Consider the following 21356-nt stretch of genomic DNA (forward strand, 5'->3'; position numbering starts at 1 on the left):
AATGCTGGCTGACATGCAGCTCGCGGCGCTCATGGGCTCCGATCTCCCGCCGCTCTCCGAAGGGGGGGCGACGGAGATTGCCGGCCTGACGGCGGACAGCCGCGAGGTGAAGCCGGGTTTCCTCTTCGCAGCGTTGCCGGGAACGCGTGTTGATGGAACGCGCTTCATTCCGCAGGCCATCGCTCAAGGGGCGGCCGCCATCCTCGTTTCCACGGGCGCGGATGTCGGGGCGGGCGTGCCCGTCATTGCCGACAGCAATCCGCGCCGCCGCCTCGCGCTCATGGCGGCGCGTTTCTTCGGCAAGCAGCCGCGCACCGTCGTCGCCGTAACCGGCACGAACGGCAAGACCTCGATCGTCACTTTCGTTCGCCAGATCTGGACGTCGCTCGGGCATGAGGCGGCGAGCCTCGGCACGGTCGGCGTCGTGACCGCAAGGGGCGAGCGCCCGCTCGGCCACACGACGCCCGATCCCGTCACCCTTCAGGCGGGGCTTGCCGAGCTTGCCGATGAGGGGGTCACGCATCTGGCGATGGAGGCTTCGAGCCACGGGCTTGCGCAATTCCGCCTCGACGGGGTGAAGATCGCGGCCGCCGCCTTCACCAACATCACGCGCGATCATCTCGACTATCATCACACCTTCGACGACTACGCCTATTCCAAGCTGCGCCTTTTCGGAGAGGTCATGGCGCCGGGCGGCGTCGCGGTGCTCAATGCGGATGCCGAGCACTATGCGGAATTCGAGGCGGTGTCCTGGGCGCGTGGCCACCGCGTGATTTCGATCGGCCGTCGCGGGCGCGACATCTGCCTTCTCGGCACGAAGCCGACCGCGCGCGGGCAGGCGCTCGAACTCGTTCATGATGGCCGCAACTACAATGTGAACCTGCCGCTGATCGGCGGGTTTCAGGCGTCGAACGCACTGGTGGCGGCCGGCCTCGTCATCGGTTGCGGGGGGCAGCCCGCGCGGGTCTTCGCGGCGCTCGAAACGATCCGGGGCGCGAAGGGGCGGCTCGAAGAAGTCGCGCACCTCCCCAATGGTGCCTCGATCTATGTCGATTATGCCCACACCCCCGATGCGCTGATGAACCTGCTCGAGGCGATGAGGCCGCATACGGCGAGGCGTCTTGTCGTCGTCTTCGGTTGCGGCGGCGACCGCGATCCGGGCAAGCGCCCGCAAATGGGCGAGGCGGCCGCTCGCCTTGCAGATAAGGTTTATGTGACCGACGACAATCCGCGCAGCGAAGACCCCGCGTCGATCCGCGCCGCGATCATCGCTGCCGCGCCCGGCGCCATCGAGATCGGGGATCGCGCGGCGGCGATCGAGGCGGCCACGCGCGATCTGCGGGCGGGCGATGTGCTCGTCATTGCGGGCAAGGGGCATGAAACGGGCCAGATCGTCGGCACACGCACGATCCATTTTTCCGATCATGAGGCAATCGAGGCCGCGGTGCGGCGGATCGGGGGTGCGCAATGACCTCGCCTCTCTGGACGCGCGCAGATGTCATCGCCGCCACGGGCGGCAAGGCCGAGGGTGGCGACTGGGTCGCCAAGGGCGTTTCGATCGACAGCCGCACCATCGAAGCGGGTGATCTCTTCGTCGCGATCAAGGGCGAGAACACGGACGGCCACGCCTATGTCGAGGCGGCCTTCAGCCGTGGCGCGGTGGCGGCCATCGTTTCGGATGTGACGCCGGCGATGCGCGCGGGTGGACCGCTCGTCGTCGTTCCCGATGCGCTGGAGGCGCTGAACGCGCTCGGCCGCGCGGCGCGGCATCGCACGGAGGCGAAGATCGTCGCGGTCACGGGTAGCGTCGGCAAGACCGGCACCAAGGAAGCGCTGCGGATGATCCTTTCGCAGCAGGGTGCGACGCATGCTTCGGCGGCGTCCTACAACAATCTCTGGGGCGTGCCGCTTTCGCTTGCGCGCATGCCGGCCAATACGCGCTTCGGCATTTTCGAGATCGGCATGAGCGCGCCGGGCGAGATCACGCCCCTGTCGAAGCTCGTCGAGCCTTTCGTCGCTCTCGTCACCACGGTCGAGGCGGTGCATATGGCCTTCTTCAACTCGGTCGAAGAGATCGCCGATGCGAAGGCTGAGGTTTTCGATGGATTGCAGAAGGGCGGCGTCGCGGTCCTCAACCGCGACAATCCGCATTTCGCGCGGCTCGAGAAGCGCGCGCGCGCGGCTGGTGCGGGCCGCATCATTTCCTTCGGCGAGGACGAGAAGGCGGATGCCCGCCTCGAGAAGGTCGTGCTCAAGGACGATTGCTCCTGCGTTTCGGCGACGATCTGCGGCGAGCCCGTGACCTACAAGCTTGGCGTGCCGGGCCGGCATATCGTCATGAACAGTCTCGCCATGCTCGCCTGCGTCAAGGCGGTGGATGCGGATCTCGCGCTGGCGGCACTCGCGCTCGCCAATCTCAAGGCGCCCAAGGGGCGCGGCGAGCGCCATCACATTCTGGCGCCGGGGCGGCCATTCCTGCTCATCGACGAAAGCTACAATGCCAATCCCGCTTCGATGCGGGCGGCCATCGAGACACTGGGCAGGATCGAGCCGGGAAGGCGCGCGCGCCGCATCGCCGTGCTTGGCGACATGCTTGAACTGGGCGAGGAGTCCGTCGCGCTTCATCGCGCGCTCTCGATCCCGCTCGCTCATGCCGATATCGACCTCGTTTTTGCCAGCGGTCCGGATATGCGTGCGCTTTTCGATGCGCTGCCTGCGGACCGGCAGGGCGCCTATTCGGAAAAGTCGAGTGGATTGATTGCGCCGCTCGTCGAGGCTCTTCACGACGGCGACGTGGTGATGGTGAAGGGCTCGAACGGATCGCGCATGGGTCTTGTCGTCGAGGCCCTTCTGGCGCTCGGCGAAGACGACAGCGAAAGCATTCGGCGCAACAGGGGGGAGGCCTGATGCTTTACGATCTTCTTGCGGGCATGTCGAAGGATCTCGCGGTGCTGAACGTGTTCCGCTACATCACGTTCCGCACCGGGGGCGCCACGCTCACCGCGCTTCTCATCACATTCCTCTTCGGGCCGCGCATCATCGCGCTGCTCAAGTCGCGCCAGCGCAGGGGGCAGCCGATCCGCGAGGACGGGCCGAAGACGCATGTGATCCAGAAGCAGGGCACGCCCACCATGGGCGGCTTTCTCATTCTGGTCGGTCTTGTGCCTTCGGTTCTCATCTGGGCCGATCTTTCCAACCGCTATGTCTGGATCGTGATGCTCGTCACGCTGGGCTTCGGCGCCGTCGGCTTCGCGGACGATTATCTCAAGGTGTCGAAGATCTCGCCGAAGGGCGTGCCGGGCCGGGTCAAGCTCTTCTTCGAGTTCATCATTGCCGGGCTCGCCATGTGGGCGCTCGTGTCGATCACTCGGGAGCCGCTTGCGACCGCGCTCACCATTCCCTTCTTCAAGGGCGTGCTCATCCAGATGGGCGCTTTCTTCTTTCTCTTCGGCGCGCTCGTCATCGTCGGCTCGTCCAATGCCGTCAATCTGACGGACGGGCTCGACGGGCTCGCGATCGTGCCGGTGATGATCGCGGCGGCGAGCCTCGGCCTCATCGTCTATCTCGTCGGCAACGCCGTCTTCGCCGATTATCTGCAAATCCATTTCGTGCCGGGCACTGGCGAGCTTGCGGTCTTCTGCGGCGCTCTTATCGGTGCGGGGCTGGGTTTTCTCTGGTACAACGCGCCGCCTGCGATGGTGTTCATGGGCGACACGGGATCGCTCGCGCTTGGCGGCGCGCTCGGCGCAATTTCGGTTGCGGCCAAGCATGAACTCGTTCTGGCGATCATCGGCGGCCTCTTCGTTCTCGAGGCGATCTCGGTGATCGTGCAGGTCGCGTCCTTCAAGCTTACGGGCAAGCGCGTCTTCCGCATGGCGCCGCTCCATCATCATTTCGAGCAGAAGGGATGGGCGGAGCCGACCGTCGTGATCCGCTTCTGGATCATTGCTGTCGTGCTTGCGATGGCGGGGCTCGCGACACTGAAGTTGAGGTGAGTTGAATGATTGCGGCGACTGGCTTCGCTGACCGTACGGTGGCTCTCTTCGGGCTCGGAAAGTCCGGGCTGTCGACCGTGCGCGCGCTCGAAGCCGGGGGCGCGCGCGTCGTTGCGTGGGACGATTCGGAGGCGAAGCGCGCCGAGGCCGCGCGCGCGGGTGTCGCAGTCGAGGATCTGACGAAGCGGACATGGAGCGATGTCGCCGCCTTCGTGCTCAGCCCCGGCGTGCCGCTCACCCATCCCGAACCTCATCCGACCGTGAAGCTCGCCCATGAAGCGGGCGTCGAGATCATCGGCGATGTGGAGCTTTTCCAGCGCGCCGTCAGGGCGAGCGATGCGGGCGCGCGCATCGTCGCCATCACGGGGACGAACGGCAAGTCGACGACAACGGCGCTCATCGGTCATATGGTCCGGCGCTGCGGCGCCGATGCGCAGGTCGGCGGCAATATCGGCAAGCCCGTGCTCGAACTCGATCCGCCGAAGCCCACGACCGTCTATGTCGTCGAGGTTTCCTCCTACCAGATCGACCTTGCGCCCAGCCTTGCGCCGGATGTCGGCGTGCTCCTCAACATCACGCCCGACCATATCGACCGTCATGGCTCGATCGAGAATTACGCGGCGGTGAAGGCGCGCCTCTTTGCCCATCAGCCGGCCGATGCGACCGCGATCATCGGCGTCGACGACGTCTATTCGATGGATATCTGCACCGCGGTTTCCGCGTCGCGCGGGCCGAGGGTCGTTCCGATCTCTGTCGGCAAGACGCTTGGCCGCGGCGTCTATGTGCTCGACGGCACGCTCTATGACGGCACGGGAACGCAGACGGTCAAGGCCGGCGACTTCCGGCCGCTGCGCACGCTGGCCGGCGCGCATAACTGGCAGAATGCGGCGGCGGCCTATGCGGTCGGGCGCGCGCTCGGTTTTTCGCGCGACAAGATCCTCACCGCCTTCGAGAGCTTTCCCGGCCTTGCCCATCGCATGGAGATCGTCGCCGAGGAAGCTGGCGTGCGCTATGTCAATGACAGCAAGGCGACCAATGCCGACGCCGCATCGAAGGCGCTCGCCACTTACGACAACATCTACTGGATCATCGGCGGCAAGGCGAAGGCAGGTGGCATCGAGACGCTCGGCGACTATTTTCCGCGCATCCGTCGCGCCTATCTGATCGGGGCGGCGTCGGACGAATTCGCGCGCACGCTCGAGGGCAAGGTCGATTATGTCCGCTGCCAGACGCTCGACCGCGCGGTCGAGGCGGCGGCGGAGGATGCCGAGGCCGCCGAGGGCGCGCCGCGCGTCGTTCTTCTGTCGCCCGCCTGCGCCTCGTTCGATCAGTTCGCCAATTTCGAGGAGCGGGGCGAAGCCTTCCGCACATTCGTCCTGAAGCATCTCGACGCCGAGGGGAGGGCCACGGCATGATCCGCCTCGCGCGCACCAATCGCAGCCAGCTCGCCGAATGGTGGTGGACCGTCGACAAGTGGACGCTGTTCGGACTCTTCTGCCTCATGCTGATCGGCGGCGTGCTGACGCTGGCGGCAAGCCCGGCGGTCGCGATGCGCATTCATCTGCCGCCGTTTCATTTCGTCTATCGCCAGCTCTTCTTCCTGCTGCCCACGATCATGGTCATCGTCGGCGTTTCGCTGCTCAATGTGCGTCAGGTGCGCCGTCTCGCCGCCATCACCTTCGCCTGCGCCTTCACGCTGATGGCACTGACGATCTTCATCGGCCCGGAGGTCAAGGGCGCGCATCGCTGGCTTCAGATCGGGCCGCTCGCCATCCAGCCCTCGGAATTCGTGAAGCCCTCCTTCATCGTGCTCGCGGCGTGGATGTTCGCTGAGGCGCAGCGCGCGCCGGGCTTTCCGGGCACGCTCATCGCGCTCGCGCTCTACGGGATGGTGGTCGGCATTCTCGCGCTCCAGCCCGATTTCGGCCAGCTCATGCTCGTGACCATGGTGTTCGGCGCGATCTTCTTCATGGCCGGTCTTTCCTGGCGCTGGATCGTTTCGCTCGGCGCGGTGGCGATCGTCGGCGCGCTCGCGGCTTATACGCTGATGCCGCATGTGGCGAGCCGCGTCGACCGTTTCCTCAATCCTGAATCGGGCGACACCTACCAGATCGACCGCGCGCTCGATGCCTTTCATACGGGCGGCTTCTTCGGACGCGGTCCGGGCGAGGGCTCGGTGAAGCGCATCCTTCCCGACGCGCATACGGACTTCATCTTCGCGGTCGCCGCGGAGGAATATGGCGTGATCGTGGGTCTCCTCATCATCGGCCTCTTCTCCTTCATCGTCATGCGGACGCTCAACCGGGCCATGGACGAGCAGGACCTCTTCATCCAGTTCGCCTCCTGCGGTCTCGTCGCGCTGTTCGGGCTTCAGGCGCTCATCAACATGTCGGTGAATGTGAACCTCATTCCCGCCAAGGGCATGACGCTGCCCTTCATTTCCTATGGCGGCTCGTCGATGATCGCGCTCGGCCTCACGATGGGGATGCTGCTCGCACTGACGCGGCGCCGCGCCGGCAGCAATGTGGCGCCGCCCAGTGGAAAGAGGGCGCACGCATGAAGCTCCATCCACAGGGCCCGATCGTCATTGCCGCAGGCGGCACGGGGGGACATCTCTTCCCCGGCCAGTCGCTCGCGCAGGAGCTGAAGCGTCGCGGCCGCCGCATCGTGCTCATGACGGACGAGCGTGTGCAGCATTTCGACAGGCTCTTTCCGGGTGCCGATATTTACGCCGTGCCCTCGGCGACGCCGACCAATCGCGGATTCGCGGGGCTCGTGCGGGCCGCGCCTGCGATCGTCTCGGGCATTGCGCAGGCCTTCGGCATACTTGGCCGCATCGAACCTTCCGTCGTGGTCGGCTTCGGCGGCTATCCGACACTGCCGCCGCTTGCGGCCGCGATCCTGCGCGGCATTCCCACTTGCGTGCATGAGCAGAATGCGGTGCTCGGCCGGGTGAACAGACTTGCAGCACCCTTCGTTCATGCCATCGCCTCGACCTTCGCGGCGCCGAAATTCCTGCGGGCGCGCGATGCCGGCAAGCTCGTCGTCACCGGAAATCCCGTCCGCGATGCCGTCATCGAGCAGGCTGGCGCGCCTTATGCGGAACCCGGCGCGCCGGAGCCGCTTCATCTTCTCGTGTTCGGCGGCAGCCAGGGCGCGCGCGTCTTCGCCGATGTGGTGCCGGGGGCGCTGGCGCTTCTGCCCGATCATCTGAAATCGCGTCTCGAGGTCGTGCAGCAGGCGCGGCCCGAAGATCTGGAGCGTGTGCGCGCGGCCTACGAGCGCGCCGGTATCCGCGCGACGCTCGAAAGCTTCTTCGACGACATGCCCGCCCGCATCGCCCGCGCGCATTTCGTCATCGGCCGTTCGGGAGCCTCGACGGTCGCGGAACTTTGCGTCATCGGGCGGCCGTCGATCCTCGTGCCGCTCCCCCATTCGCTCGACAACGACCAGAAGGCCAACGCCGAAAAGATGCAGGCCGCCGGCGCCGCCTGGATGATCGAGCAGAAGGATTTTTCGGAAGCCCATCTCGCGGCGCGGCTGACCGCGCTGCTCGAAGACGGCGCGGCCCTCGCCCGTGCGGCGGTGGCTGCGCGCGCTCAGGGAGAGCCCGGCGCCGTGCGCCGTCTCGCCGATCTCGTCGAGGCACTGGGGCGGGGCGAACTCCACCTGCTCGGGAGCGCCGCGCGGCAGGAAGACGACATTCAATCGCCCGGTCCACTTCTCTTTGCGCAGGGAGGCTGTTGATGCGCCCAGCGCCACTCGACATAGGCACCATTCATTTCGTCGGCATCGGCGGCATCGGCATGAGCGGCATTGCCGAAGTCATGCGCAATCTCGGCTATGAGGTGCAGGGGAGCGACGTTTCCGAAAGCGCGAACGTCAAGCGCCTGCGCACGCTCGGCATTCCGGTGAAGGTGGGCCACGCCGCGAGCAATCTGGGCGACGCGCATGTGGTTGTCGTGTCCTCGGCGATCAAGCCCGACAATCCCGAACTCGTCGAGGCGCGGGCGCGCTTCCTCCCGATCGTGCGCCGCGCGGAAATGCTTGCGGAGCTGATGCGCCTCAAATCCTGCGTCGCCATTGCCGGCACGCATGGCAAGACGACAACGACCTCGCTCGTCGCGGCGCTGCTCGATGGCGCGGGGCTCGATCCCACCGTCATCAATGGCGGCATCATCAATGCCTATGGCACCAATGCGCGGCTCGGCGCGGGCGAATGGATGGTCGTCGAGGCGGATGAATCCGACGGCACCTTCGTCAAGCTGCCGGCGACGATCGCCATCGTCACCAATATCGACCCCGAGCATCTCGACTATTACGGCACTTTCGAGGCGGCGAAGGATGCCTTCCTGACCTTCGTCGAGAATGTGCCGTTCTATGGCTGCGCGGTCATGTGCATCGACCATCCGGAGGTGCAGGCGCTCATCGGCCGCGTGCGCGACCGGCGCATCGTCACCTATGGCACGAGCCCGCAGGCCGACATCCGCGCGACCAATCCACGCGTCGAGAAGGGGCTCAACGTCTTCGACGTGACGATCGCGGATCGCAAGAGCGGCCAGACGCGCGAAATACCGGCGGTGAAGTTGCCGATGCATGGCCGCCACAACATGCTGAACTCGCTTGCCGCGATGGGCGTGGCCCTTCAGATGGGCATTCCCGAAGCGAAGATCCGCAAGTCGCTCGAGAGCTTCGGCGGCGTCAAGCGCCGCTTCACCCATGTCGGCGCGTGGAACGGCGTTGATATCTATGATGATTACGGCCATCACCCGGTCGAGATTGCCGCCGTGCTACAGGCCGCGCGGTCGGCCTGTTCGGGCCGCATCGTCGCCGTTGTGCAGCCGCATCGCTACACGCGGCTTCACAACCTCTTCGATGAGTTCTGCGCCTGCTTCAACGATGCCGACACGGTAGTCGTCGCCGATGTCTATGCGGCGGGCGAAGCGCCCATCGAGGGAGCCGACAAGGCGTCTCTCGTTGCCGGGCTTCATGACCGTGGCCATCGCGATGTGATTGCGCTCGACGGGCCGGAGGCGCTGCCGAAACTCGTCTCCGAGATTGCGAAGCCGGGCGACTTCGTCGTCTGTCTCGGCGCGGGCAGCATCACCTATTGGGCGAATGCGCTTCCCGCCGATCTCGCCGCCCTTTCCACCAAGCCGAAAAAAGCGGCGAAGGGCGACAAGGCGGAAAAGAGCGTGAAGGCGAAAACGAAGAAGGGGAAAGGGAAATGATGGCGGCTCATGCGCCTGCTTCTTCCCTGATCGAAAGGCTCCCCCGGGTGCGCGGTGAGCTTGTCGCGAATGCGCCGCTTGCGCCGTTCACCTGGTTCCGTGTCGGTGGCCCGGCCGAAGTGCTCTTCCGACCGGCGGATGCGGACGATCTCGCCGCCTTTCTCGCGGGCACGCCCACAGATGTGCCCGTGACCGTCATCGGCGTGGGCTCCAACCTGCTGGTGCGGGATGGCGGCGTCGCGGGCGTCGTCATCCGTCTTGGCGGCAAGGGCTTCTCGCATATCGAGGCGCTGGACGGCCACCGGCTGCGCGCGGGCACCGCGGCGCTCGACGTGGCGGTCGCGCGCGCGGCGCAGGAGGCGGGCATTGCCGGTCTGGAATTCTATCGCGGCATTCCGGGTTCCATCGGTGGCGCGCTGCGGATGAATGGCGGCGCTTACGGGCGCGAGACGAAGGATGTGCTCGTCGAGGCCGTCGCCATCGACAGGCAGGGGCGGCGCCAGGTCCTCTCCAATGCCGATATGGGCTACAGCTACCGCCATTGCGGCGCACCGGAGGATCTCATCTTCGTCGAGGCGATCTTTCAGGGCGAGGCGGGCGACAAGGCCGAGATCCAGCGCCGCATGGACGAGATCACCGCGAAGCGCGAGGAGAGCCAGCCCATCCGCATGCGCACCGGCGGCTCGACCTTCAAGAATCCCGAAGGGCACAAATCCTGGCAGCTCATCGATGCCGCGGGCTGCCGCGGCCTCGTCAGGGGCGGCGCGCAGGTTTCGGAACTGCACTGCAACTTCCTCATCAATACCGGCACGGCGAGCGCGGCCGATCTCGAAGGTCTGGGCGAGGAAGTCCGCGCGCGCGTGAAGGCGAAGAGCGGCGTCGTTCTCGAGTGGGAAATCAGGCGGATAGGAGAGCCGGCATGACGCGCAAGCATGTCGCCGTTCTCAAGGGTGGCTGGTCGCCGGAACGCGAGGTGAGCCTCGTCTCCGGGCGCGGCTGCGCCGATGCGCTCCGCCAGCACGGCTACCGCGTGACGGAGATCGACGCCGGCCGCGATCTTGCCGATCAGCTTCTCAAGGTGAAGCCCGATGTCGTCTTCAACGCGCTTCACGGCCGCTGGGGTGAGGATGGCTGCGTGCAGGGACTGCTGGAGATCCTGAGCATCCCCTATACCCATTCGGGTGTGCTCGCCTCGGCGCTCGCCATGCACAAGGAGCGCGCCAAGGCCGTCTTCCGTTCCGCGGGTCTTCCGGTTGCGGAGAGCCTTGTCCTTCCGCGCGAGGAGGCGGCGAAGGGCCATGTCATGGAGCCGCCCTATGTCATCAAGCCGGTGAACCAGGGTTCCTCCGTCGGCGTCTTCATTGTCCGCAAGGGCGAAAATCGTCCTCCGGTAGAGCTGACCTCGTCCGATTGGGATCTCGGCGAAGAGGTGATGGTCGAGCGCTTCATCGCCGGGCGCGAGCTGACCTGCGCCGTCATGGGCGAGGAAATACTGGGCGTCACCGAAATCTTCGCCAGCACCGTGTTCTACGATTATGAGGCGAAATATGCCGCCGGCGGTTCGCGCCATGAATTTCCAGCCAGGATCGATGCCGATGATTATGCGGAGGTGCAGCGCGTGACGCTCGCCGCCCATCGCGCGCTTGGCTGCCGCGGCGTCAGCCGCGCCGACTTCCGTTTCGACGACACGAGGAAGGGAAAGCCCGAACTCATTCTCCTCGAAGTGAACACCCAGCCCGGCATGACGCCGACATCGCTCGTGCCGGAGCTTGCGAATCTCGCCGGCTATTCTTATGGCGAGCTGGTGAGCTGGATGGTGGAGGACGCGTCATGCGATCGATGAGCGGCAATCGGAACAGAACCCCCTCGCGCGCCGGCGTCCGCGCCGTGCCGGGCAAGGGGCGCCGGGCCACGAAAATCGCGCCCGGACGCAGGCGCAACGCGGGCGCCGAGCGCGGCTTCGGCCGCCGCTCCGACCGTCCCGCATCCCAGCTCATGCTGTGGTTCGACGAATTGCGCGAGGGCACTTTCCGCATGCGGCCGTTCACGGCCGCCACGGTCGCGCTCATCGTCGGCGTCGTGCTCTATGGGCTCTTCGTCGGCGGCCATGTATCGTCGGCCGCGCGCGAGGCCGCCTTTCAGGGCAACCGGCTTCTGGCGCTGGCGGGCTTCAGCGTTCAGGACGTCACCGTCACGGGCCGGTCGCATGCCGATCCGCAGGCATTGCTGGCGGCGCTTGGCGTCTCGCGCGGCGACCCCATCTTCGCCGTCGATACCGAGGCGGCGCGCCAGCGCATCGAGCATGTGGACTGGGTGAAGTCCGCGACCGTCACCCGCCTCCTTCCGCATGCGATCCGCATCGATGTCGTCGAGCGTGAGCCCTTCGCCGTCTGGCAGCGCGCCGGCCGGCTCTCCGTCGTCGACAAGGACGGTCAGCCGATCACGGACGAGAATGTTCAGGCCTATGCCAACCTGCCTTTCGTCGTCGGCTTCGGCGGCGCGCGCGAAGCGCATGACGTGCTCGCGCTCATTCAGACGCAGCCGCAACTGCTCGCGCGCGTGCGCGCTTTCGTGCGCGTAGGCGACCGGAGATGGAATCTCCGGCTCGAAAACGGCGTCGATGTGAAACTTCCCGAGGTCGGCGTTGAAAAGGCTCTTGCCGATTTGGCGAACCTCGATCAGACATACAAGATTCTTTCTCGCGATATCGAATCAGTCGACATGAGACTGCCGGATCGCGTGACGTTGGCGTTGACGCCAGAGGCAGCGAGCGCACGGGGCGATGCGTTGGCGGCGAAGGCCACTCGAAAGGTGGGCGCCGTCAGGGGTGGGGGCGATACATGAACATGGTCAGTCTCGGTTCCAGAGGATTCCAGGGACGCCCGGTTGCCGCGGGGCGTGCAGGCACCATTGCCGCGCTCGATGTCGGCTCGAGCAAGATTTCCTGCTTCATCGCCAGGATCGAGCCGGGCCGTCTGGCGAACGGTCATGCGCCGATCCGCGTCATCGGCATCGGGCATCAGGTTTCAAGAGGCATTCGCGCCGGCACGATTATCGACATGGACGCGGCCGAGGAGGCGATCCGGGTCGCGGTCGATGCGGCCGAGCGCATGGCCGGCGTCACCATCAAGGACGTGATCGTCGGCATGTCGGGCGCGGAGCCCAAGAGCCAGACCGTCGGCGTCAAATCCTCCGTGGCCGGACCCGAGATCACCGATGCCGATCTCGTCCGCCTCATCGGCTATGCCCAGGCGAACTTCCAGCCCGAGGGCCGCGACGTTCTGCATGCGCTTCCGACCAATTTCAGCATCGACGGCGCGCGCGGCGTTCAGGACCCGCGCGGCATGTTCGGCGAAACGCTGGGCGTCGACGTCCATATGGTCAGCGCGGCGCGCGGGCCCTTGCGCAATCTCGAGCTTTGCATCGACCGCTGCCATCTCTCGGTCCTTGCCACGGTGGTTTCACCCTATGCGAGCGGCCTTGCCTGTCTCGTCGAGGACGAAATGGACCTCGGCGTCGCCGTCATCGATATGGGGGGTGGCACCACATCGCTCGCCGTCTTCTTCGAAGGCGCGATGGTTTATTGCGATTCCGTGTCTATTGGCGGGAATCACATTACTAATGACATTGCGAGAGGACTTTCGACTCCGCTGGCTCATGCCGAGCGCATGAAGACGCTCTATGGCAGCGCGCTGGCGAGTCCGTCCGACGAAAGAGAGATGATTGACGTGCCTCAAGTGGGCGAGAGCGATGCCGATTCGGCGAATCATATTCCGAGGTCCATGTTGACCGGCATCATTCAGCCACGGCTCGAAGAGACGTTCGAACTCGTCCGTGATCGGCTCGAAGCCTCGGGCTATGCGCGCGTCGCGGGCCGCCGCGTGGTGCTGACGGGCGGCGCGAGCCAGATGAACGGCGCGCGCGAGCTTGCCCATCGCATTCTCGACAAGCAGGTGCGGGTGGGCCAGCCGATCCGGCTGACTGGCCTTGCCGAGGCGACGGGCGGACCGGCCTTCGCGACCTGTGCCGGCCTTCTCACCTATTCGCAGATCTCGCCGCTCGAAACGGCGGGCGCGGATGGCGACGAGGAAGCCAATGGGCGTCCGGGCGGCTTGCGCAAGTTCAGCCGCTGGCTGCGGGAGAATTTCTGATGAGGGGCGTGGCGGAATCTCATGCTTGCGCTGAATGCGGGGCCTTGAAAGGGGCAAAGAACCGGCGTCGCCGAAGGCGAGGATTGAGCCGGTTTGCAGCGCCACCGGGCCGGGTGGTTGCTGCACCGCCGGAAAATGCGGCTGGACGGACCCCGATTATCCAATCTGTTTCGAGGAGGCTGACATGAGCATCAAATTGACGGTACCGCAGGCGAAGGAACTGAAGCCCCGGATCACGGTGTTCGGCGTCGGCGGTGCCGGCGGCAACGCCGTCAACAACATGATCGAGTCGGGTCTCGACGGCGTCGAATTCGTGGTGGCGAATACCGATGCCCAGGCGCTCCAGCTTTCGCTGGCCGAGCGCCGCATCCAGCTCGGCGCCTCCATCACGGAAGGTCTGGGCGCGGGTTCGCGTCCCGAGGTCGGCTGCGCGGCGGCGGAAGAAGCCCTTCACGAGATCGTGGAGCACATCCAGGGCGCTCACATGGTCTTCATCACCGCGGGCATGGGCGGCGGCACCGGCACGGGCGCTGCGCCCGTCATCGCGCGCGCGGCGCGGGACGAGGGCGTGCTCACGGTCGGCGTGGTGACCAAGCCGTTCCAGTTCGAAGGCACGCGGCGCATGCGTCTTGCCGAAGAGGGCATTCGCGAGCTTCAGCAATATGTCGACACGCTCATCATCATCCCGAACCAGAACCTCTTCCGGGTGGCGAACGAGAACACGACCTTCGCGGACGCCTTCGCGATGGCTGACCAGGTTCTCCATTCGGGCGTTGCGGGCATCACCGACCTGATGATGAAGCCGGGCCTCATCAATCTCGACTTCGCGGACGTCAGGACCGTGATGAACGAGATGGGCAAGGCCATGATGGGCACCGGCGAGGCGACGGGCGAGAAGCGCGCCGTGGAAGCCGCCGAGGCCGCCATCTCCAACCCGCTGCTCGACGAAGTGTCGATGAAGGGCGCGAAGGGCGTTCTCATCAACATCACCGGCGGCATGGACCTCACTCTTTATGAAGTGGATGAAGCGGCCAACCGCATCCGCTCCGAGGTCGATCCGGATGCCAACATCATCGTCGGCTCGACTTTCGATCCGTCGATGGACGGGCGCATGCGCGTGTCCGTCGTCGCGACCGGCATCGAGGTCGAGGAGCGCACGCAGCAGCGTCCGGCGGCGGAAGCCGCTCCGGCTCCGAAGGCTGTCGCGGCCGAACGCGCGCCGGTCGTCGCCGCGGCGACTTTCGCCAAGCCGGCACGCACCGTTGCCCAGCAGCCCCAGCCCCAGCCGCAGATGCAGATGCACCAGATCGCCGAGCCCGAGCTGCCGGTGGTCGAGCGCGCCGCACCGCCGCTCTCGGCCAATTACGACCCGCGCGAATATGAGGCCGAGGTCATCATCCACAAGCCCGAACCGCGCATGCCGCAGCAGGCAAGGCGCGACGAGCCGGTCGTGAACCCGGCCGCCGTGCTCGCCGAGCCGAAGGCGCAGCCCTTCATTCCGGGCGATCTCGACCGTGTGCAGACGGGTAACGCGGAAGTTCCGGCCTTCATCGGCAACCGGGCGGCCCAGATGCCGCAGAGCCGGGCGCCGCGCAAGGGGCCGAGCTTCTTCGAGCGTCTGACGGGCGGCGGCCGTCGCCGCAATGAGGAGCAGCCCCAGCCGCCGCGCCGCGAGCCGGTCGCCGCTCGCGAGATGAGCAGGCCCCAGCCGCCGCAGCAGCCGGAGCAGCCCCGGCCGCAATCGCAGGCGCAAAGCCTCACTCAATCCGCCGAAGGGCGTCTCGTTCAGCCCTCGTCCTATGAGGAGGAGCAGCTTGAGATCCCGACCTTTCTGAGGCGTCAGGCCAACTGACGCTTCCACTGACTGCGCCCGCGGGGGGCGCTGCGCGCGCGAGCCCCGCCTGTTCCGGACTTGTCCGGGGCAGGCGGGGTTTTGCTTTGCAAGCAATGGGTTAGCGCCCGTTTCAGAAGGTAACATTCTGAAAGAAACTGTTATTTGAGGCGACTTTTGCGCGCTGCTAGAACCATAAGTGGGGTTCTCGGGGTGAAGGATAGTCCGGTGCGCAAGGCTGAGTTCGAAACCATCACGCTTGAAGAGGCGCGGGCGCATCGCCGCCAGCGCGCAGGCGCGCCCGCATGTCCGCAGATGACGCTGGCCGCACCCGTGGCTCTGGAAGGCGTCGGACTTCACTCGGGCCATGCGATCCACATGACGCTTCATCCGGCCGGGGCGGATTTCGGCATCGTCTTCCGCCGCACCGATCTCGACGGTGGCGAGGCCGCGACCGATATTCGCGCGCGCTACGATCAGGTCGGCGACACGATGCTGTCGACCGCGATCCGCAACGAGGCGGGAGCCTCGATCAGCACCGTCGAACATCTGATGGCGGCGCTGGCGACGCTCGGCGTCGACAATGCCTTCATCGAGATCGACGGGCCGGAAATTCCGGTCATGGACGGCAGCTCGCAGGTCTTCGTCGAAGCGATCGAGGCGGCTGGCCTCAAGGCGCTTGCCGCGCCGCGTCATGCCATTCGTATTCTGAAGCCGGTCATCGTCGAGGACGGGCTGAAGCGCGCCGCGCTGCTGCCGGGCGAGGGGTTCACGCTCGCCTTCGAGATCGAATTCGAGAATCCGGTGATCGGGCATGAGGTCATCGAGGCGGATTTTCATGCGCAGGATTTCCGCGAGAGCATCCTCTCCGCGCGCACCTTCGGCCTTCTCAAGGATGTCGAGGCGATGTGGAAGGCCGGGCTCGGCCTTGGCGGCACGCTCGAAAACACGGTCGTGGTGGATGGCGATCGCGTGCTCAACGAGGAAGGCCTGCGATTCGACGATGAGTTCGTCCGGCACAAGGTGCTCGACGCCGTGGGCGACCTCGCGCTTGCGGGCGCTCCGTTCATCGGCCGTTATGAAGGGCTGCGCGCCGGCCATGCGATGAACAACCGGGTGCTCCGCGCGCTTTTCGCGGACAGCTCGGCTTACGAGATCGTCGAGCTTGGCGCCCCCGCCACCGAAGCCCAGCACAAGGCCGCTATTCCCGCCGAATGATCGGCTGCCCAGCGCCATGTTGCCCCCTTTCGTACTGCGAGGGCGGGCGTAGCCTGCCTTGCCTTTCGTGCCGGCCCGCTATGGTTTCCGCACCCTATTTAGGCTAGAAACATGCACTGGCCCGATTGGGCGCCGGCGGCCAGTGCCGGCTTCCATGAGCCTCCGGACTCGCTTCGATATGGCCTTGTCCCGAAAACGGTTTTCGGGCAATCCTGCCGGGTGACCGAACGAAATGGACTTTGACCGGCATGCGTGAGGCTCTTCTGACTATCAGCGGCTCCAAGGCAAAGGCGACTTCCGGCATCGGCCTCGAAACGGGGCGGGTGAGAAGCGCGGTGATCGGCGCTTTCCTCGCCGGTGCGCTCGTTCTTCTCGGCGGCTGCTCATCCGATGACGAGCTTCCCTATCAGGAAAGGCCGGTCGAGCAGATCTACAACAAGGCGATGGATTACGTCGCCGATGGCAGCTACCAGAAGGCGGCGCAGGAATTCGACGAGGTCGAGCGCCAGCATCCCTATTCGATCTGGGCGCGCCGCGCGACGCTGATGTCGGCCTACTCGCATTACAAGGTCAATGAGTATGACGACGCCATCGTCACCGCGCAGCGCTACATCGCGCTCCATCCGGGCAGCAAGGATGTCGCCTACGCCTACTACCTTGTCGCGCTCTGCTATTACGAACAGATTTCCGACGTCGGCCGCGACCAGAAGATGACGGAAGACGCGCTCGCCTCGCTGACGGCGCTCATTCAGCGATTTCCGCAAAGCGAATATGCGCGCGACGCCCGCCTGAAGCTCGATCTGACGCTCGATCATCTCGCCGGCAAGGAGATGGAAGTCGGCCGCTACTATCTGAAGAAGCGCGACTACATCGCCGCGATCAACCGTTTCCGCATCGTCGTGGAGCGCTATCAGAGCACGACCCATGTTCCGGAGGCGTTGCATCGTCTCGTCGAGGCGTATCTGTCGCTCGGTGTCAAGCCGGAGGCGCAGACGGCCGCGGCGATCCTCGGTTACAACTATCCCGGAAGCGATTGGTATCAGGACAGCTATGCGCTCCTCGCCGAGCAGGGGCTGAAGCCCGAGGAGAACAAGGGGTCCTGGATCAGCAGGGCGTGGCACACCGTCTTCTAGAGGCGTTGCTCAATGCTGTCGGCGCTGTCGATCAGAGATATTGTCCTCATCGATAGGCTGGAACTCGCGCTGGCCCGCGGGCTGTGCGCGCTCACGGGTGAAACGGGCGCCGGAAAATCCATCCTTCTCGATGCTCTGGGGCTTGCCATCGGCGCGCGCGCCGATGCGGGGCTTGTCGGCCAGGACGCCGAGCAGGGAAGCGTCACCGCTGTTTTCGACGTGCCGGACGATCATCCCGCCCGCGCCATACTCCGCGATGACGGGCTCGATGCGGAAGGCGACCTCATTCTTCGCCGCGTGCAGGCGAAGGACGGGCGCACGCGCGCCTTCATCAACGATCAGGCGGTGAGCGTCGGCCTTCTGCGGCAGGTGGGCGATGCGCTTGTCGAAATTCACGGGCAGCATGACGAGCGCGGCCTCCTCGATCCATCGGGCCATCGGGCGCTTCTGGACAGCTTCGGCGGGCTCGATGCCGCCGCTGCCGAGGTGCGGCGGCTCTGGGGCGCGGCGGCGGAAGCGCGGCTTGCCTTTACCGAGCATGAAGCCTCGCTCGCGCGGGCGCGGGCGGAGCAGGATTATCTGCGGCATGTCGTCGGCGAGCTCGACGAGCTTTCGCCGGAGCCCGGCGAGGAAACGAAACTCGCCGAAGAACGCGCTCTCATGATGCATTCGGAAAAGATCGCGGGCGATCTCGCCGAGGCGGCGGATGCGATTTCGAGCGATAGCGGCCTTGAGGCGCGGCTCAATCAGGCATTGCGGCGCCTTTCCCGCGTGGCGGAGCAGGCGGGCGGGCGGCTCGATCAGGCCATTGCCGCGATAGATCGCACGCTGGTCGAGGCGGCGGAGGCGCGCGATGAAATCGAACGCGCCATGCGCGCCCTCGAATTCGATCCCGCGCGGCTCGAGAAGGCCGAGACGCGGCTCTTCGCGCTGCGCGCCGCCGGTCGCAAGCACAATGTTGCCGTCGACAATCTTGCCGCGCTCGCCGACAGGTTGCGCGAGCAGCTTGCGGATATAGAAGGCGGCGAGGCGAAGCTTGCGAGGCTTTCACAGGCGGCCGATGCGGCGCGCGCTACCTATCTCAAGGCGGCGGAGTCGCTTTCCGCCCAGCGTATCAAGGCGGCGGCAAAGCTCGATCAGGCGGTCGCGCGCGAGCTGAAGCCTCTGAAGCTCGAAAAGGCGACATTCAAGACCGAGGTGAATGTGCTCGCGGCGGAAGATGCGGGGCCGGACGGGCTCGACCGCGTGTCCTTCCTCATCTCGACCAATCCGGGCGCCCCGCTCGGGCCGCTCATCAAGATCGCTTCGGGCGGCGAGCTTTCGCGTTTCGTGCTCGCGCTCAAGGTTGCGCTCGCTTCCCGCGGCAGCGCGCCGACGCTCATTTTCGACGAAGTCGATTCCGGTGTCGGCGGGGCCGTTGCCGAAGCGGTGGGCCGGCGCCTCGCGGAACTTGCCAGGACGGCGCAGGTGCTTGTCGTCACCCATTCGCCGCAGGTGGCGGCCCTGGCGCGCCATCATTTGCGGATTTCCAAGGGTGGGGACAACAGAACCAGGAATGCGCGCGTCGCAACCCGCGTCGATGTGCTCGATCATGTGGATCGCCGCGAGGAGATCGCGCGCATGCTGGCGGGCGCAACCGTGACCGACGAGGCGCGCGCCGCCGCCGACCGATTGATTGAGAACCGTCCGTGACCGCGCGCGCCAATGACAAGCCTGTGGGGCAACTGACCTTCGAGGAAGCCGCGGAGGAACTGGAGCGGCTCGCCGGGGAGATCGCGCGTCACGACAAGCTCTATTACCAGAAGGACGCGCCCGAAATTTCGGACGCGGAATATGATGCGCTCCGCAGGCGGAACGAAGAGATCGAGAAGCGCTACCCGGAACTGATCCGCGAGGACAGCCCGTCGAAGCGTGTGGGCATCGCGCCCGCCGAAGGCTTCGGCAAGGTCCTCCACAAGGTTCCGATGCTTTCGCTCTCGAACGGCTTTGCCGACGAGGACGTCACCGAATTCTGGGCGCGGGTCCGCCGCTTTCTCAATCTGTCGGACGGCGTCGAACTTGCCGTGACGGCGGAGCCGAAGATCGACGGGCTATCGGCCGCGCTGCGCTATGAGCGGGGGCGGTTCGTGCTCGGCGCGACGCGGGGCGACGGGCGCGAGGGCGAGAACGTCACGGAGAATCTGAAGACGATCGTCGATGTGCCGGAGAAGCTCAAGGGACGCGACCTTCCCGATGTCTTCGAGGTGCGCGGCGAGGTCTATATGAGCCATGCCGACTTCGAGAAGCTGAACGAACGGCAGATGGAGGCGGGCAGGCCGCCCTTCGCCAATCCGCGCAATGCGGCCGCGGGCTCGCTCCGCCAGCTCGACGCCCGGGTGACGGCATCGCGTCCCTTGCGTTTCTTCGCTTATGCCTGGGGCGAGGCGACCGAAATTCCCGCCGACACGCATTCGGGCATGATCGAGCGCTTCCAGCATTGGGGTTTTCATGTGAACCCCTTTTTCCGCGTCTGCACCTCGGCGGATGAATTGCTCGGCTTCTATCACGAGATCGAGGAGAACCGCGCCAGTCTCGGCTACGACATCGACGGTGTCGTCTACAAGGTGAACCGGCTCGACTGGCAGCATCGGCTGGGCTTCGTTTCGCGCTCGCCGCGCTGGGCGCTGGCGCACAAGTTTCCGGCTGAAAAGGCGATGACGGTGCTCGAAGGCATCGACATTCAGGTCGGCCGCACGGGCGCGCTGACGCCGGTCGCGCGGCTGAAGCCGGTGACGGTCGGAGGCGTCGTCGTCTCCAACGCGACGCTCCACAATGAAGACGAGATCGAGCGCAAGGACATCCGAATCGGCGATACGGTGGTCGTCCAGCGGGCGGGCGACGTCATTCCGCAGATTGTGAGCGTGGTCGAGGAGAAGCGTCCCAAGGGCGCCCACAAGTTCCATTTTCCGGATCGCTGCCCGGAATGCGGAAGCCATGCGGTGCGTGAAATGAACGAAAAGACCGGCAAGGTCGATGCGGTGCGGCGCTGCACGGGTGGCCTCATCTGCCCGGCACAGGCGATGGAGCGGCTTCGCCATTTCGTTTCGCGCAACGCCTTCGATATCGAAGGGCTCGGCGAGAAGCAGATTGCCGGCTTCTATCAGGACGGGCTCATTGCCCAGCCTTCCGATATTTTCACGCTGGAGGAGCGCGACAAGAAGAGCCTCAAGAAGCTGAAAGACCGCGAGGGCTGGGGCGAGACTTCGGTGAGCAATCTCTTCCGCGCGATCAATCTGCGCCGCGAGGTCGATCTCGACCGCTTCATCTTCGCGCTCGGCATCCGCCATGTGGGAGAGACGACGGCGCGCCTCTTCGCGCGGAGCTACGGCACGCTCGAACATTTCATCGACCAGATGGAAAAGGCCGCCGATCACGACAGCGAGGCATGGCGCGAACTCAATGCGATAGGCGGGGTCGGCGAGGTGCTTGCCGAAGCTGTCGTCGATTTCTTTGCCGAGAAGCACAATCGCGAAGTGCTGTCCGCGCTGCACAAGGCGGGCGTTCGCGCCATGCCCTTGCCGGCTCAGGAAACGGCTTCGCCGATTGCGGGCAAGACGGTGGTTTTCACCGGCTCGCTCGAGCGCATGACGCGCTCGGAAGCGAAGGCGCGCGCCGAGCAGATGGGCGCGAAAGTGGCGGGCTCCGTCTCCGCCAAGACCGATCTCGTCGTCGCCGGGCCCGGCGCCGGGTCGAAGCTCGCCAAGGCGACGGAACTCGGCATCGAAGTCATCAGCGAAGACGAATGGATGGAGATGGCG

Annotated in this window: 16 protein-coding genes; all 16 read left to right on the forward strand. The window is 65.7% G+C overall.

The window, feature by feature from the left end; all coding sequences use genetic code 11:
- The first annotated feature begins 1 nt into the window (after nucleotide 1).
- A complete protein-coding gene (locus PKA57_RS09505; protein ID WP_324299901.1) occupies nucleotides 2-1471 on the forward strand; it encodes a UDP-N-acetylmuramoyl-L-alanyl-D-glutamate--2,6-diaminopimelate ligase in 1470 nt (489 codons plus the stop codon).
- Nucleotides 1468-2907, forward strand: a complete 1440-nt coding sequence (locus PKA57_RS09510; protein ID WP_324299903.1) for a UDP-N-acetylmuramoylalanyl-D-glutamyl-2,6-diaminopimelate--D-alanyl-D-alanine ligase — start codon at nucleotides 1468-1470, stop codon at nucleotides 2905-2907. Before PKA57_RS09505 ends, PKA57_RS09510 begins: the two co-directional genes overlap by 4 nt.
- Nucleotides 2907-3995 (forward strand): phospho-N-acetylmuramoyl-pentapeptide-transferase, encoded by a 1089-nt coding sequence (mraY, locus tag PKA57_RS09515; RefSeq protein WP_324299905.1) that lies wholly within the window; start codon nucleotides 2907-2909, stop codon nucleotides 3993-3995. Before PKA57_RS09510 ends, mraY begins: the two co-directional genes overlap by 1 nt.
- 5 nt (nucleotides 3996-4000) lie before the next feature.
- A complete protein-coding gene (gene murD / locus PKA57_RS09520) occupies nucleotides 4001-5410 on the forward strand; it encodes a UDP-N-acetylmuramoyl-L-alanine--D-glutamate ligase (RefSeq protein ID WP_324299907.1) in 1410 nt (469 codons plus the stop codon).
- Complete coding sequence (gene ftsW, locus PKA57_RS09525) at nucleotides 5407-6555, forward strand: putative lipid II flippase FtsW (RefSeq protein ID WP_324299909.1); 1149 nt, start codon at nucleotides 5407-5409, stop codon at nucleotides 6553-6555. Before murD ends, ftsW begins: the two co-directional genes overlap by 4 nt.
- Entirely contained in the window at nucleotides 6552-7742 is a 1191-nt protein-coding gene (gene murG / locus PKA57_RS09530; RefSeq protein WP_324299911.1) for an undecaprenyldiphospho-muramoylpentapeptide beta-N-acetylglucosaminyltransferase, read from the forward strand. The genes ftsW and murG overlap by 4 nt, the downstream gene beginning before the upstream one ends.
- Nucleotides 7742-9226 carry a UDP-N-acetylmuramate--L-alanine ligase gene (gene murC, locus PKA57_RS09535; protein ID WP_324299913.1) on the forward strand — a complete coding sequence of 495 codons (1485 nt, stop codon included), beginning with the start codon at nucleotides 7742-7744 and terminating at the stop codon, nucleotides 9224-9226. Before murG ends, murC begins: the two co-directional genes overlap by 1 nt.
- On the forward strand, nucleotides 9223-10149 hold the full coding sequence (murB, locus tag PKA57_RS09540; protein WP_324299915.1) for a UDP-N-acetylmuramate dehydrogenase: 927 nt from the start codon (nucleotides 9223-9225) through the stop codon (nucleotides 10147-10149). The genes murC and murB overlap by 4 nt, the downstream gene beginning before the upstream one ends.
- Entirely contained in the window at nucleotides 10146-11069 is a 924-nt protein-coding gene (locus PKA57_RS09545) for a D-alanine--D-alanine ligase (protein WP_324299917.1), read from the forward strand. The genes murB and PKA57_RS09545 overlap by 4 nt, the downstream gene beginning before the upstream one ends.
- The gene (locus tag PKA57_RS09550; RefSeq protein ID WP_324299919.1) at nucleotides 11057-12070 is read left to right on the forward strand and encodes a cell division protein FtsQ/DivIB; all 1014 of its coding nucleotides are present in this window, start codon (nucleotides 11057-11059) and stop codon (nucleotides 12068-12070) included. The genes PKA57_RS09545 and PKA57_RS09550 overlap by 13 nt, the downstream gene beginning before the upstream one ends.
- A complete protein-coding gene (ftsA, locus tag PKA57_RS09555) occupies nucleotides 12067-13377 on the forward strand; it encodes a cell division protein FtsA (RefSeq protein WP_324299922.1) in 1311 nt (436 codons plus the stop codon). Before PKA57_RS09550 ends, ftsA begins: the two co-directional genes overlap by 4 nt.
- Before the next feature lie 184 nt (nucleotides 13378-13561).
- Nucleotides 13562-15229, forward strand: coding sequence for a cell division protein FtsZ (gene ftsZ / locus PKA57_RS09560; protein WP_324299924.1), 1668 nt, complete (start codon nucleotides 13562-13564; stop codon nucleotides 15227-15229).
- A gap of 207 nt (nucleotides 15230-15436) precedes the next feature.
- A complete protein-coding gene (gene lpxC / locus PKA57_RS09565; protein ID WP_324299926.1) occupies nucleotides 15437-16426 on the forward strand; it encodes a UDP-3-O-acyl-N-acetylglucosamine deacetylase in 990 nt (329 codons plus the stop codon).
- A 248-nt stretch (nucleotides 16427-16674) separates the two neighbouring features.
- Complete coding sequence (locus PKA57_RS09570; protein ID WP_324299928.1) at nucleotides 16675-17559, forward strand: outer membrane protein assembly factor BamD; 885 nt, start codon at nucleotides 16675-16677, stop codon at nucleotides 17557-17559.
- A 12-nt stretch (nucleotides 17560-17571) separates the two neighbouring features.
- The gene (gene recN / locus PKA57_RS09575) at nucleotides 17572-19251 is read left to right on the forward strand and encodes a DNA repair protein RecN (RefSeq protein ID WP_324299930.1); all 1680 of its coding nucleotides are present in this window, start codon (nucleotides 17572-17574) and stop codon (nucleotides 19249-19251) included.
- Nucleotides 19248-21356: NAD-dependent DNA ligase LigA (gene ligA, locus PKA57_RS09580; protein ID WP_324299932.1), on the forward strand; the 2109-nt coding region annotated here is incomplete at its 3' end. The genes recN and ligA, both read left to right, overlap by 4 nt.

This window comes from Parvibaculum sp., assembly GCF_035325945.1.
GTDB lineage: Bacteria > Pseudomonadota > Alphaproteobacteria > Parvibaculales > Parvibaculaceae > Parvibaculum.